The sequence below is a fragment of the Saprospiraceae bacterium genome (genome assembly GCA_016709995.1).
Taxonomy (GTDB): domain Bacteria; phylum Bacteroidota; class Bacteroidia; order Chitinophagales; family Saprospiraceae; genus JADJLQ01.
The window spans coordinates 500,056-514,859 of sequence record JADJLQ010000002.1 but is presented as its reverse complement, the minus strand read 5'-3'; the positions used below and the strand labels follow the sequence as shown (position 1 = coordinate 514,859).

At 41.9% G+C, this 14,804-nt stretch carries 12 protein-coding genes; 2 read left to right on the top strand and 10 right to left on the bottom strand.

Annotated features, from left to right (window positions below; translation table 11 throughout):
- The first annotated feature begins 66 nt into the window (after window positions 1–66).
- On the top strand, window positions 67–1,173 hold the full coding sequence (locus IPJ09_16565) for a hypothetical protein (GenBank protein ID MBK7373019.1): 1,107 nt from the start codon (window positions 67–69) through the stop codon (window positions 1,171–1,173).
- A gap of 26 nt (window positions 1,174–1,199) precedes the next feature.
- Here the strand turns inward: IPJ09_16565 and IPJ09_16560 are convergent, their stop codons facing one another.
- The 7 genes from IPJ09_16560 to IPJ09_16530 all read right to left on the bottom strand — a co-directional run bounded on the left by IPJ09_16560 (window position 1,200) and on the right by IPJ09_16530 (window position 10,864).
- Complete coding sequence (locus IPJ09_16560) at window positions 1,200–2,396, bottom strand: AGE family epimerase/isomerase (protein ID MBK7373018.1); 1,197 nt, start codon at window positions 2,394–2,396, stop codon at window positions 1,200–1,202.
- Between the two features lie 43 nt (window positions 2,397–2,439).
- Window positions 2,440–3,675 (bottom strand): MFS transporter, encoded by a 1,236-nt coding sequence (locus IPJ09_16555; protein MBK7373017.1) that lies wholly within the window; start codon window positions 3,673–3,675, stop codon window positions 2,440–2,442.
- A complete protein-coding gene (locus IPJ09_16550) occupies window positions 3,672–3,905 on the bottom strand; it encodes a hypothetical protein (protein MBK7373016.1) in 234 nt (77 codons plus the stop codon). Before IPJ09_16550 ends, IPJ09_16555 begins: the two co-directional genes overlap by 4 nt.
- The gene (locus IPJ09_16545) at window positions 3,902–4,828 is read right to left on the bottom strand and encodes a hypothetical protein (GenBank protein ID MBK7373015.1); all 927 of its coding nucleotides are present in this window, start codon (window positions 4,826–4,828) and stop codon (window positions 3,902–3,904) included. The genes IPJ09_16550 and IPJ09_16545 overlap by 4 nt, the downstream gene beginning before the upstream one ends.
- Window positions 4,829–5,082: 254 nt before the next feature.
- A complete protein-coding gene (locus IPJ09_16540) occupies window positions 5,083–6,009 on the bottom strand; it encodes a dihydrodipicolinate synthase family protein (protein ID MBK7373014.1) in 927 nt (308 codons plus the stop codon).
- 42 nt (window positions 6,010–6,051) lie between these two features.
- Window positions 6,052–7,593 (bottom strand): SusD family outer membrane lipoprotein NanU, encoded by a 1,542-nt coding sequence (nanU, locus tag IPJ09_16535; GenBank protein MBK7373013.1) that lies wholly within the window; start codon window positions 7,591–7,593, stop codon window positions 6,052–6,054.
- Window positions 7,594–7,618: 25 nt separating this feature from the next.
- Window positions 7,619–10,864 carry a TonB-dependent receptor gene (locus IPJ09_16530; protein MBK7373012.1) on the bottom strand — a complete coding sequence of 1,082 codons (3,246 nt, stop codon included), beginning with the start codon at window positions 10,862–10,864 and terminating at the stop codon, window positions 7,619–7,621.
- Between the two features lie 176 nt (window positions 10,865–11,040).
- Here IPJ09_16530 and IPJ09_16525 point away from each other — a divergent pair, with 176 nt between their 5' ends.
- A complete protein-coding gene (locus IPJ09_16525; GenBank protein MBK7373011.1) occupies window positions 11,041–11,745 on the top strand; it encodes a FadR family transcriptional regulator in 705 nt (234 codons plus the stop codon).
- 13 nt (window positions 11,746–11,758) lie between these two features.
- Here the strand turns inward: IPJ09_16525 and IPJ09_16520 are convergent, their stop codons facing one another.
- The 3 genes from IPJ09_16520 to IPJ09_16510 form a co-directional block, all read right to left on the bottom strand.
- Window positions 11,759–12,022, bottom strand: a complete 264-nt coding sequence (locus IPJ09_16520) for a hypothetical protein (GenBank protein ID MBK7373010.1) — start codon at window positions 12,020–12,022, stop codon at window positions 11,759–11,761.
- Between the two features lie 188 nt (window positions 12,023–12,210).
- A complete protein-coding gene (locus IPJ09_16515) occupies window positions 12,211–13,878 on the bottom strand; it encodes a gluconolactonase (protein MBK7373009.1) in 1,668 nt (555 codons plus the stop codon).
- A gap of 140 nt (window positions 13,879–14,018) precedes the next feature.
- On the bottom strand, window positions 14,019–14,564 hold the full coding sequence (locus tag IPJ09_16510) for a hypothetical protein (GenBank protein ID MBK7373008.1): 546 nt from the start codon (window positions 14,562–14,564) through the stop codon (window positions 14,019–14,021).
- Between the last annotated feature and the right edge of the window lie 240 nt (window positions 14,565–14,804).

Here is a 14,804-nt window from a genome sequence, read left to right as displayed (position 1 = left end):
TTTTCAGTGCTAAACCGAAATGAAAACAGAGCAACCATGACTTCAAATTCAGCGTTAATTAATTTCATGTCAAGACCACACTTTTGCGGGATTGCAGTATTGCTTATCCTTTGCGCAATTACCAGTACCCAGACAGCTGCCCAGCGGGTTATCGCAGTACAAACTCCTCAGTTTCACAGGGATTATCTATGGTATTCCTGTAATTTTATGGAGTATCGGCCTGATCAATCGGAAGATCCATCTTTAGCTGCTGTTGAGGCAAAAGTCAGCAGCAATCAAAAAAGCACCGGGAATCAAAAAATTTCTGATAAAAATATCCTCAACCTGGTCAATTCTTCCAACAGGGCATTCGAAGGAATATCTCAAAAGCTGTTGAAACCCATGGAGAGATTGCGTGCTTATAGATTTAATTTCAGCGCCAGCCGGGATACCACTTATCGGTTTCAGGATAAGATTGTTTCTTCCGTCACAAAGAAACCCTTAAAACTGTATGTGTTTGGTTCCAATGGCAACTGTGGTATTGGGGAACTACTCGCACCTCCGTTTGAGATCATTCAAACCAAGTGGGAAAAATATCAAATGAACTTGCGGGCTACCAAAGAGTGGACTCATATCGTAATTTATGCAGCTCATGACATCAGTGATACCTCGCTGGAACTGGCCAATCAATCCTATGTGATGATCAGTCAACATGGCTTATTGGAAGAAACCAATTCGAGGTCAGGCAAGCGGGCCAAAGATCTGTATGACCCGGGTGTATTCAAAATCAATTCATATTCTACGCTTTCTTTTGGCGGCATACTGATGATGTATGAGATCACTCCTAAGTCTATCACTGTGTTTAATAAGGAAGGAGAAATCATGGTATCAGACACCCTGAGAAAGGATTTGGACAGGAATCAAAAACTGGATTCGATCCTAGAAAAATTCCGGGGCATTGATTTTTTGTTTTTGGTTATGAAAGACAAAAAATATAGCAAAAAAAGGTTGAACACTATCAGTTATCTTAAAACCAAATATCCTGAAATCCTGGCTCAATCAAAGGTCATGAAATACAGTACCCTCATCAGTATCCGTAAAAACAAATCTTTGCTCAAAGATTTGTACAGGTTAGAAGATGATGCAGGGGATCTACTGATCGTGGAGAAAGTGCGCGAATTTGTCAAAAAATAGCCTGGGCCGCTCTTCGCTATTACACTTCAGAGGTTTGCTTTATCTACCAACCATTCTTTCAAAACTTGACTACAATACCACTCCTGCCTGGGTAAATGAAAGGGACCTTTAAATAAATTGCCTTTGGCTGGCTGTGCGATGCTTCCATCCCGATGTAAGTAACCGTACCATTCACCATATTGGGTATCATGAAAATGTTGATAAGCATACGCATGAACTGACTGGTGCCATTGCGCGTATTTTTCATCACCAGTCATCAAGTAGGCCAGGAGAGTCGCTATGATCGCTTCATTGTGAGGCCACCAAAATTTCATATCCTGCCAATATTCCTGTACTGGTCGGTGATGTACATCCCTGAAATAAAAAATACCACCATACTCCTGGTCCCATCCTCGTGCCCACATATAGTCTAACATGCGACACCCAAGTCTGATCAATCTGGGATCATTGTTTCTATACCTCGCTTCATGCAGGATAAACCAGGCACCTTCGATGGCATGACCCGGATTGAGCGTACGACCATCGATATGATCTATGATGCTGCCATCTGGAGCCACCTGCTCCATAACGCAACCTAGCTCATCTTTGATAAAATCCCTTTCAATCTCATCGATCCATTTCATAATCCAGGAGTCGCATCGGTCATCCCCGATGGTAGACCTTATTTGCTGCGCTGTATTGATCATGATCATGGGGACTCCTATCCCCTTGGAAGGCCTGGTATCTGTATATTTGGCAATTAATTTTTTTTCACCATTGGCATATGCAAGGCATTCGGTGAATGATTTCCTGGCTGATGAGGTATATTCTTCTGAGCTGCTGGCATGAGCATAAGCTGCTGCCGCTATCGTGTAAAAGGTCTCCGAGAAAAAATACCTCCTTTTGCGAAGCGGTTTCCCTTCCCTCGTCATATGGAAAAACATTTGTCCGTCATGGTCAAAACAATATTGGTCCAAAAAATCAAGACCTATTCGCGCACCCTGTAACCATTCTGGTTTGGATTCCACCGTATTGAATAGCGTGGATAGCATCCAGCTCGCCCTACCCTGGATCCATACAGCCTTGTCATCATCGAGGAGACTTCCATCTGCATCCCGCATCAATAGATATCCTTTATGTTTTTCATCGTACGATCGTGGAAACCAAAATGGAATCGTGTCATTTAATAATCGATCATTGTAAAAACGCTGTAGTCCTGATAATGCAGATAAACTATAGTGCATATGATGGCAGTTAATCTTTAATTTTGAATGAAGAGCATAACAATCATTTTAGTTGATAATTATTCGTCGAGGGACGAAGGAAAATTAGTTGCAATGAAATGGCTATCAAAACGAAAGCAGCCAAAACCGCAAAACTGGATCCCAACGTACCCGCATCAGTAGACCTGCCCAGGACATTAGTGATGACAGCCCCTGCAAATATGCCTGTCATATTCATCAGACCATACGCAGTAGCCCGGTGCCTTGCAGCTACAAACTGGCAGATGATCGGCATGTTATTAGCATCAAACATCCCGAAACCAAATCCAAAACAAAATGCTGCTCCGATGATATGGATCAAAGTATGTCCAGATCCAATCAGTATTAATGCTGGAATCGTCAAGCCAAGGCCTATAGCACTGGTATATATCCTGCCTCTAAGATTTGTCTGAGACCATCGATCTGCCAGCAAACCTCCAAAGATCACTCCTAATAATGAAGACCCTGCCGTTGTGATCGTAGAGTAAGGTCCTGCAAGCGTCATGTCTATGTGCAGGTTTTCAGAGAAAAGAGTAGGCAGCCAGTTTTTTATAGCCCATCCCGGCAAGCTGGGAATAGTAAAACAAAACAGGATGATCCAAAAGGAAATATTTACGACCAGGATAGATACTCCTCCGAACACATCGGTCCATCTTGGAAGTCTGGTCAAAGTCGTAACTGGAGTTGGCTCAGCATCATTTTTTAAAAACAAAACCAAAACCATGGCATAAACCACTCCTACCAAACCAAAGGTTTGAAAGGTAGTCTGCCAGGAAAAAGAAGCAGCGATGGTAGCGCCAAAGCCGCCCAAAGCCTGGCCCAGATACAGACCTGTCATATGGAGACCAATCGCCAAAGACCTTGTCTTATCCCCATGCAATCCCGCGATCAGTGCCAGTCCAGCAGGTATGTAAAGCGCTTCGCTGATGCCCATCAACGCTCTTAAAGCATACAGTTGATTATAAGTCTGGGCAAATCCCATCAATAGGGTCACCAAAGACCATACAAATAAGCTTCCTATGATCAACCACTTTTTATTGAGCCGATCAGCAATGATCCCGGACACAGGGCTCATGAGTCCATAGATCCACAGAAAAACTGCCATGAGATATCCAAAATTAGTCGCGGATTGTAACTCCTCAATATCGATCTGCATAGCTGGCTTCATCGTGGCCAACATCTGGCGGTCGAGATAATTAAGTAAAGCGACCATCCATAATAGTCCTACGGCTACCCAGGGATAGTTTTTTGAATAATTCATGATGTAGGTACTGGTTTCATAGCAATGATGCGTGGAGATCGTATACCCGCTTTGATCTCACCGCAAGGCAATATAATACTTCGTCCCCATTTATATACCGGGGTCGTGACCGGAGTCTCATAAGGCATGATACCCGCCTGTGTCCAAATATTACTTCGGGTATCATAGAATAATATACTGCGATCAAAACCAGGATGGGTAGAAAGCAAGTGGTTTTTTTTGATGATCAATTCTTTTTTAACGACTCATCTGTAGTTTGTTGGATAGCTGCCAGAGCGAGTTCTACCTGGTGAAAAGTAGTACCCTGGTCACCACCAAACAACAAGATCTGATCAGACCCAAAAGCTATGGCACTCCCGGCTGAAAGTGCATAAGGCAATGAGCTTCTTATAGTCCATGCTGCCTGGGCCGCATTGTATTCGTATACTTCTTCATATAATTCACTGATGCCGGAGTTTGTTTTTTTTCGTCCTCCGATCAAATAAATCTTTTGGGACTGATAGATTAAGGCAGCATGAGAGCTGGCGTGGGGCAATGGTGGCAATAGCTGCCAACCCTGATCTTGATGAAGCAGATCCAGCGCCATAAATTGATTCGATACTGCGTCCCTGGTTTCGCCACCAGCAAAATATATAAGGTTGCCCTTCCTCGTAGCACATCCATTGGTAGTAGGTACCGGTATGCCAGGCAAAGGATCTTGCAATAGGGTACGGTCTTTAACATCCCAATGTAGCAGGAATACTTCCTTGCTGAGGCCATATTCATTTTCACCGCCTATGGATACAATTCCTTTGGGAGTAGTGATACACGCACTATAGGCTATTTTATTTTGAAGGCGGGAAGTTTTCTGCGAAATCCAAGTATAAGATTTGTTTTTTTTCTTCATCACGAAGTAGTCATCCCGGTATACTTTTTTTCCACCTGTCCAGGGCATACCATCCGGAAAATTGGCACCACCAGCGACGATAAGATGTTTTCCTGCTATACCCGATACCGGTCCTGCTACGCCTGGTTGATCTTTTTCACCAGCAGCAGGCGGCAAAGTAGAGAGGATGCTCCAGTTAAAATTAAAACCACCAGTTACCTGTGCATTCAACTTGCCCATGAATAAAAAAACTATGACCGATATCCATTTATTTTCAGTGAATGACATTCTATTATTAATTTGAACTATGAACTCTGCAGCCGCACCAGTAAACATTTCTTCATCGCACTACTCCAGCCCTGAAGGGGGGCTCCCGCTCTCTTCTTTATCCGCACTATCCCAGCCCTGAAGGGAGGCTTAAACACTTCGCAACGCACCAGGAACCACATCATTTGCCTATTGCCTATTGTCTCAGCCGCACTACCCCAACCCTGAAGGGAGGCTCCCGCTCTAAGGGATGCTTATTGCCTATTGCCTATTGCCTATTGATTCATCGCCCAATACTCATCCAAGCCTAAGGCTACCACCTCTTTTTCAAATCTTATATAAGCTGCTGCATCCATATTTTTTACAGGGAGTCTGAATTCACCACAATCCAGTCCAATCCATTTCATATAAGATTTACCTGTCGCCATGCCACCATATTTGCCTAATAATCCGATCATTTCTATAGACTTTTGTTGCAACTCTTGTGCTTTACCGACATGGCCTGCTTCAAAATTGGAGGAAATGGCATGATACAGTTTTGGTATATAATTGTAGGTACTGCCTACCGCTCCTTTAGCTCCCATAGCCAGTGCTCCTAACCAACTCTCATCCCGGCCCCAGAGCATCTCGTATTTTCTATTTTGAAAATGAATACAAGACGCAAAATCCATCAGGTTTTCATGCGTATATTTTATGCCGACAAAATTGGAAGCTTTGCCATCAATAGCTTTTAATAAATCAATCATTGGAAAATCTACTCCTGTAAGTACTGGGATATGATAATAATAATAAGGAAGATCTGGCACAGACCTGGCTATCTCAAGGCAGCAGTCAGCTAGCGTAGTAATATGATTAGGTTTAAAATAAAATGGAGCAGTAGAAGCTATTGCATCGATACCCATTTTTGCACCTTCTTGAGCCAGGCTGATACTTTCAATGATACTGGTGCCGCCTACAAAAAGGATGACCTTAAAATGGTCGTCCTTCCTGCATGCATCTGCCCAGGCTTGGGTGACTTTTAGTTTTTCATCGTAGGTCATGGAGGCACCTTCTCCGGTAGATCCACAGATGAATGCACCTCTAACCTGATGATGCTTTAGCATTTTGTAATAAGAGGGGATCAGGTCCAGATGGAGACTGTTATCTGGCAGAAAAGGAGTGAATGGGGCTGCGATGATCCCTTCTAAATGATCAAAATTCATAATATAAATGCGCTGATAAATAAAATATGATTTGACAAGATATTAAAACTTTGGATAGCCGGGATTTTGCTCCAAAGATCTGTTATTGGTCAATGAATTCCGATCTATAGGCCACAGTAATTTGTATGATTCTGTTTCGAGTACAGAGGTATTATCAAAAACATATTTGTCTCCCAACCTTCTCAGGTCATACCAACGCTTTCCTTCAAAAATGAATTCGTAGAGTCTTTCTTTTAATAATGCGTCTTTGGGGTTGGCATCGACAGCCTGATTTGGAAATCCTACTGTCTCCAATTTGTAATTTGAACCAAAAGCTCTCGCCCTTACCAGATTGATTTCAGTAGCGGGGTTTTCACCTAAAACTACTTTAGCTTCGGCTAATAACAAAAGTAAATCAGCATATCGATATATCGGAAAGTCATTGGTATAAGATCTTGACCCCGCATTTTGCTCCCCCTGAAATTTACTTACAAAACAACCCGCTATTTTGAAAGTATCGGCATTGGGTCTTTTGGTAATATCCAGGCTATATGCCGCTGTAATGGACGCATTGCGACGCGAATCCAAAGGATTGAATTTTCTATAAGTAGACGATTGGACAGGCGCTCTCAACAGTCCGCCCCAATTGTCTGTAGTTACATTAAATTTTCGATTGGCCAGAGAATCATAAAAATTAGCGATTAGTCCACTTTGAGGGACAAAACTTGAGCTAATAAACGACATTGCGGCTTCATTCAATGCATGCCGCACTCCAAATATGATTTCGTTATTTCCTTTGGTATTAAATATGCTGGCATAAGAAGGTAATAAGGTCAGTGAGGAGATGTTTGATTGGATTTCTATTAGTGCCGCTTTCGCTACTGAAGCTTCGGCAGTAGCACCCCGGTGTGCATTCCAGAGATTGACTTCAGCCTTCAGCATGAGCGATGCCGCTTTGGACCAGTAAGATTTGGTATTTCTAAATGAATAATCAGAACCATAACTGTTGAGGGAAGACTCCAGATCAGATTTGATGAGTGCCATGACATCGGATTCCGGTGCGGCAGGTTTGGCCAGGTTGGAGACATCTATGGCGGAGATGGCATCAGTTTGTATGATCACCTTTCCCCAAGTACGCAACATTTGGAAATAATAATAAGCACGCATGCCATATGCTATACCCAGGTAATAGTTTTTATTGGCAGCGGTGATGATATCAGTAGATTCAATTTTTTGAATCAACAGGTTGATTTGACCGATATTGGTATAAAAGCCACCAAAATTGGACACCCCTGGATTATCTAAATCGAGATTTTGCATCCACAACCTTTCGACTCCCTGGGTTGCCTCACCGGTAAATGTGCCTGAATTGCCGGGTTCAGTACCAAAAATGTCGGATCGCATTTCACCCAATATTTGAAAGCCTGAGACATGTGTTCTGAACCTGGCGTGAATACCCACTACAAAAGCATCAAACTGCTCCGGAGTCAACCAATAATTGGCATCAGTGATGCTGCTTACAGGGGCTAGATCCAGATCATCTGTACAGGATGGATTCAAAGTAAAAATCAGCCCAAAAAATATATATGGAATTAATTTTTTCATTTTTGTTTTCTTTATTGATGATGAATTAGAATGAAGCTTGCAATCCGAATACGAATGACTTAGGTGTAGGGTAGGTGCCTACGTACACCCCCCCGCTACTATACGCAGGTTCAGGAGTCAGTCCTGAAAACTTAGTCATATAAACCAAATTATTAGCATTGATATATAGCCTCGCCTGTGAAAGCACTTTGGTGCCGGATAATAAACTTTTGGGAAGATCATATGACAAAGTAATTTCACGAATGGCCAGGTAATTACCCTTTTCATAAAAGTGACTGTTATTACTGTTTAATGCGGTAGAAGCATTATTGCCACGGGTATAATTTTGTTTACCATTGGGAGCAGTGACCTGATCTGCAAAATAAACTTTGGGGATATCGGTGTTGGTATTGGTCGGAGACCAAGCTCGATTTTGCCAATCGATGTAATTAAAAGTACCCTGGTAGTTACCCAAAGTTCGTGCTACGAGATCATTGTATATGGTATGGCCGGTGGCATATTCAAATCGGGTATATAGTGAGATGCCTTTGTAGCCAAGGTTGCTTGTAAAACCTCCAGTCCATTTTGGGTTAATATTACCGATTTTGATTTGGTCTCTGGAGTCGATAGTATCATTTTTATCCACATCTCTCCAGTTGACATCTCCCGGGGTTATTTTATTGGTCCCTGTATTATTTCTCTCAGGCCCACTGATACGGGCTACTGCATCATATCGGTTGCCTGCGATGGCTGCTACCTCAGCATCATCTTTAAATATGGATACCTGTTCATAGGCATAGATATCCCCTAATGACCGGCCTTCCTGCAGACCTCCTACCCATATTACTTGTTTTGAGACAGGGTCATATACCTGCAATCCGCCTTGCCTGTTATTCTCATTGCCATTAAATGGTAATTGAAGTATTTTGTTTTTCACCAAAGAAGCATTAGCTCCAATATCCCAGGTCAAGCCTTTTGGCGATTGAATCACATTGGCATTTATCGCCAACTCGATGCCTCGATTTTGGTAGGTACCCAGGTTGGTCGTCACACTATTAAATCCGGTATAACTGGGAAGTGTCAAACCTGTCAGCAAATCACTGGTCTCCCGATTAAAATAGTCAAATAAAAAGATGACTTTATTCTTTAAGATCCCAAGATCTACGCCTATATCCAGGGTTTTACTTTTTTCCCAAATAAGATTGTTGTTCACCAGTCCGGTATTGAGAAAACCACCCTGGCCATTGTAATTGCCTTGTGAACCATAGACACCCTGTACATCGTAATTACCTATACCATTGACATTGCCATTGAGTCCATAACTGATGCGAGGCTTCAAGGAACTGATTACTTTAGACAAACTGCTTTTTTGAAAAAATGATTCCTGGTCTACTAACCACCCCGCAGATAATCCTGGAAAGAAGCCCCATCGGTTTTGAGCAGCCAGGCTGGATACGCCGTCTTGCCTGAAAACCAAAGTCAGCAGATATTTTTCTTTAAAATTATAATTTAGCCTGCCAAAGGTGGAGATGATTTTGTTTTCTGATTTAGATACTGTATTGCCTGCAGGGGTAAATTCTGTAGACGCATTTGCCGTAGGTATGTCGTCAGTAGGTGCTTTGCTGCCTTGTATTTGTAAAAAAGTAGAATTGATATCGTAATGTTCAGCGCCAATCATTGCTGTGATATTATGGTCCCTAGCCAGGGTCGTGGTGTAATTGATGATACCATTGTAAGTCTGCTGAAAACTTTTAGAAATGGATAGGGTCGAGGTGCGAGCCGTATTACTAAAGGAGGGTGGATTGGCAAATAGGTTGAGATACGACTGCGTCGCTTTTTGGAAGGATTCATTTTGGTTTTCGAAGAAATAACCGTTTCCAGAAAGTTTTACATACAGTCCCGGCAAGATGTCATACTTGATAGATGCATTGGCGGTGATCCGGTTTATTTCATTAGATCTTTGCAATTTATCTAACCAATAAAGAGGATTGCCGTCATTGATACCATTGCCAGGATTGGGTTTGGTTTTTGCTTCATCGAGCCATGGATTGAAGGTCGGCCAAATGGATAGATTGCGATAAATATTATTGACTTCAGAGCCATTTACGCCCAATTGACCTGAGTTTGAAAAATTAGCTCCGGTATTGACTTCCAGGTTTTTCCTCAATTTATATGATCCGTTGATCGCTCCGGTATATCTTTTGTAATCTGATCCTACGATCACGCCGTCTTCTTTGTAATAATTAAAACTGGCAAAATAATTTCCCCGGTCATTACCACCAGTAGCACTTAGATAGTGATCTTGAGTCTGCGTGTTTTGAAATACGATGTCCTCTACTTCTCCTTGATGATCTTTAAAGATGATTGTTCCACCGTAAGGATCAGAGAGGGTATCCCATCCCTGAGTTAATAAATTGGCATTGTCGCTATTAAAAGATCTGATGTCAAAGGATGCCAGGTTGGCAGCATCTGTCAGAAGACCAAATCCCCTGGAGGAATTGGCTTGTGCCAGGGTCCTTTTGGAATTTAAATGGCCTAGCCTGGTATAGTAGATAAAGTCTTTGGCTCCGAGATAATTGTAACCTTGCCGTCGCTGATTAAACCCCGCGTTGAATTTGTAAGAAATCTGGCTGGTACCTGCCTTGCCTTGTTTAGTAGTGATCAAGATCACTCCGTTGTTAGCTCGTGCGCCATAGATGGCTGTAGAAGCAGCATCTTTAAGCAATTCTATCGAGGCTATATCATCAGGTGCAATATCATTAAATGCCCTGATGATACCGTCTACCACCACCAAAGGAGCTCCAGGATTATTGATAGAGGCACCTCCGCGTAATAATATATATGGTATAGCTCCTGGCTGGCCACTCAAATTGACCACTTGAAGCCCCGGAAGACTCCCCTGGAGCGCACTGCCTACATTGGCTCGAGGAGCATTGGCCAATACATTGTTGTCCAGTTTGGCTATAGCGCTGGTGATATTCCGTCTGCTTTGGGTACCATAACCAATGACTACCACTTCATCCAGATTCTGGGTCTCCGGAATCAACAATAAGGTCAGATTATTTTGATCCGAAATCAAAATCTCCTGGGAGGCAAAACCAATAAAACTGATTAATAAAACATCACCGCTGGATGCCTGTAAGCTAAAATTGCCCAGCTCATCTGTCTGTGTACCGGTGCCTGCTCCCTTAATGGCTATCGTAACTCCAGGCAGTCCACTATTGGTCTCACTGTCTAATATTGTACCTGAAATGGTTCTTGACTGAGCAAAGGTGATCAGTGATAATCCCATAAAAATTCCGATTAAAAACGATCTATCAAATTTCATTTTACATAGTTTTATGTATGACATAATAATGTCAAAATTAAAACAATATTCCAAAAATCAAAGTTATTTATTGAATATTTTAATAAATTTGCCTTCCTTGGGATCAATACAACTTACTAGTAAATATTAAATTATACATAATGGGGACACTGGGGTTGAGGGCAAAAATAAAATCAGTAGATCATAGTTCGCTGGTGGACCAGGTTGAAGAAAACCTCATTGACTACCTAATAGACAACAATTTTAAAGCCGGTGACGCTCTGCCAAAAGAAATCGAACTTGCTTCTACGCTTCAAGTCAGCAGGACGGTGGTTAGGGAAGCTTTGCTTAGACTCCGGATGATCGGCCTGGTGGAATCAAAGAAAAAAAGAGGGGCCGTACTGACCAATCCTGACCTGATGGCCATTCTGGAGAAAAGCCTGATCCCAAAATTGCTGGACGAGGTCACTCTGAAGAACCTGTTTGAATTCAGGTTGGTGCTCGAGATTGGAATGGCAGACCTGATCATGGCCAAAGTCTCCAAAAAAGATATAGACGAATTAAAAGAAATCGTAGCGATTGAGCCGGAAGCCACCGAGGATTTTAAATTCAATATTGACCACGAAATCCGGTTTCATGGCAAACTGTACGAGATCACAGGCAATGAGAATATGAAAAAATTTCAAAAACTACTCATGCCTGTATTTGCGTATGTACACCAAAGTGACTTACTTAGAAAACCGGAAGCTAAAAACAAATATGTGTCTCATACAGGGCTCGTCCATATCATTGAAAACGGGTCTGCAGAGATGCTACGCAATGGGATGCGAAATCATCTTGAAAATCAATTTTCGAGGTTGTTTTAACCTGATCTCGAATTTAGGTTTTTGAGGATAAAGGTTTTTCTGGCAACGCCTTTAGATTTTCAATATACCTTTTTTCATTAAATTTCTTTTTGTGCTTCATCACATCGTATAGCTCCATCACCAGGCATTGGCCGATCATTTGCATGATTTTATCTTTATCAAAATTAAAATTCTGTAATCGGCGATAGGTGATCCTGACGATAGGAGGGTCATTTTCCTCTATCTGATTATTGATGATTTTGAAGATTTCTTCCCGGGCGGCATTGCTTGACTTCATGATTCTGCTGAAGTGTTATTTTGTGATAATCCAATAAGTAGGAGTGTAAAAATATCAAATTCTTGATCTAGCATTCAACCCAATATTAGTTAGATGCAATGACAAATGCAATTTACATAAATCGACCTTCCTTCAGGGTCGGTATTCACCATACAATTTTTGAGGATATTATCATTCATCTTATCACATCACATGCCTGGTCGTGGGGGTCTGCTGGCTTTTAATGTAGCAGGTTTACCTTGCGTGTTCAATTTTCTTTTATACAGTTTCCCATTGCTGATGATATACAGTTCATCCAGGTTCGGACCGCCAAAACAGAGATCACTGACAAAAACTCCAGGAACAGGAAGAATCATATTGACCCGACCGAGCTGATCGGATATCTGTACTCCCATATTGGTCGCGGTATACAGCAGATTGGCGGTATCGATGACAGCACTTCTGGTTTCAGTGGTCGGCCTACCATAAGGTATATGATAATGGATATAAGATTGTACATTGACTAAAGAGCCATCCGGATTTATTTTGTAAGAAGAGCCAAATACATCATCGGACTCTAAGGAATTGAGAAAAGATTGCTCGGCACTGACCGCCAAACCATTCACTTTAGAAGTGGTGGGAATAGTAATAGTCTTATTCGTTTTAAAATTATAATATCCCAACTTGTTTTTATTGGCATAATTGAAATAAAATCCTTCAGGCGTGACCTCTATTTTGTCAGACCTGACACCGTCTACCAAAGTCCTAAGTCCTGTCTTCTCAGCAATAGAAATACCCGGAGTGTTTTTGCCACATAAGATCAGTTGATCCTTGGTATCAAAACCAAATTCATCATATATCTTGATATACCTGGTCAATGGTATTACACTTCCGTCCGCTTCTATTTTACGAATACCTGCTGCGTCTCTGGCAGTAAAATGTAATTCACCTTTTGAATTGGATGCGATCCGATCTACATATGCCACGCCTGTCGGAATAGCTTGCCAGTCCTCCTGACTTTTAATCAAGGGCAATCCTTTGTATAGGTCCAAATGGGTTGACACAGCATTGGGGTATCCTTGCCATAACCATTTCAAGCCTTCCCCGATGATGGTCAATGCGTGGGTACTACTGTGGGTGCCTTCTCCCCAGGCATGATTGACTTCATAGCCCGCCCAGGTAAGTGCGCTCAACATGGTTTGATTGGCGAGATACCAGTCACCGGCATAGATATTGAGATCATTGTACCCATCTTCTAAAAAAACACGTAGTGGTTTTGGAGCTGTCTTGCGCACCAACGTATGCATTTCGTCAGCCCCGCGCAAACCTACATAAGTACCAATCGTACTGAATACTCTGCGGAAAACATCAGGCCGTTCCCATGCTGCATTAAATGCACAGATCGCACCGCTACTCGCCCCTGCGATACTTCGATCATTTGGGTCGTCGCTGAGGTTATACAATTTTTTTACTTCGGGGATGATCTCCTCAATTAAAAATCTCGCATATCGATCACCTAGGCCGTCGTATTCAAAACTTCGGTTATATCGTGGATAGTCGGTCGTGTCTTTGGAGCTTACCCGGCCATGATCGATATAGATACCGATCATCACCGGCACTTCTTTGAGGTGAATCAATGTATCGAGATATGCTGACAGTTTCCAACCATTGGCGCGACTCAAACCGTCTTGCACAATCATACTGCAAGCTGGCTTGGATGCATCATATTGCACAGGCACATATAGCCAATAATTGCGCTCCGTACCAGGATAGATCTTGCTATAAAATTTGAATGGACCCTGGATAGAACCCGTGGGCACCTGGGCTTGAATGGAGATACATAAAAGAAAGGATAACTGGATTAAAAGATATTTCACGACTGGAGTTTTGAGTAAAAAATGCTTAATTCCTGACAAATGTACTCAATGAAGTGCAAAAAAAATTGCCGTCGTTGGTGTGACCCAAGACGGCAATTATTGTCATTTAAAAGGAAAAATTCCGAAACTGATATAGATTATTAACTCAACTGTTTTGACAACAAACCAGCCATATCAAACATTGATACCTGAGATTTGCCTCCGAATATAGGACTCAACTTAGCGTCAGCATTGATCATACGCTTGTTTTTAGCGTCTTGAAGCTTGTTCTTTTTGATATAATCCCATATTTTTTTTACCACCTCAGTACGAGGAAGTGCTTTATTACCTATTACAGCTGCCAAATCAGCACTTGGATTCATAGCTTTCATGAATGCGGCTGATGGCTTTCGGGTTGATTTTTTCTTAGCTGGCTTAACTACTTTTTTTTTTGCTGCTGGTTTGGCAGCAGCTTTTTTAGCAGGAGCAGCTTTTTTGGCTGCTGGTTTAGGAGCAGCTTTTTTAGCAGGAGCAGCTTTTTTAGCGGCTGGTTTTGCAGCGGCTTTTTTAGCGGCTGGTTTTGCAGCTGGTTTTGCAGCAGCTTTTTTAGCGGCTGGTTTTGCAGCTGGTTTTGCAGCTACTTTCTTAGCGGCTGGTTTTGCAGCAGGCTTTGCAGCTGCTTTTTTTACGACTTTTTTAGTTGCCATGAGTTTCAAATTTTTTTTAAAAAAATAATTGTGTTTCGATTTAAATTTTAAATTTCAAATCGGGTACAAATATATTATTTATTTTAATATATAACACCTTTTTTAAAAAATTCTCTAGGGACAATCACATTTTTCTGCCAAAAAACCTCATTTTCCCTAGGAAAACCCATTTTTCCCCAGGGAAAATGCCAAACCATCTGCCTGATTCGGAAAAGAAAAACGTTGAATTTTTTTTTCTCG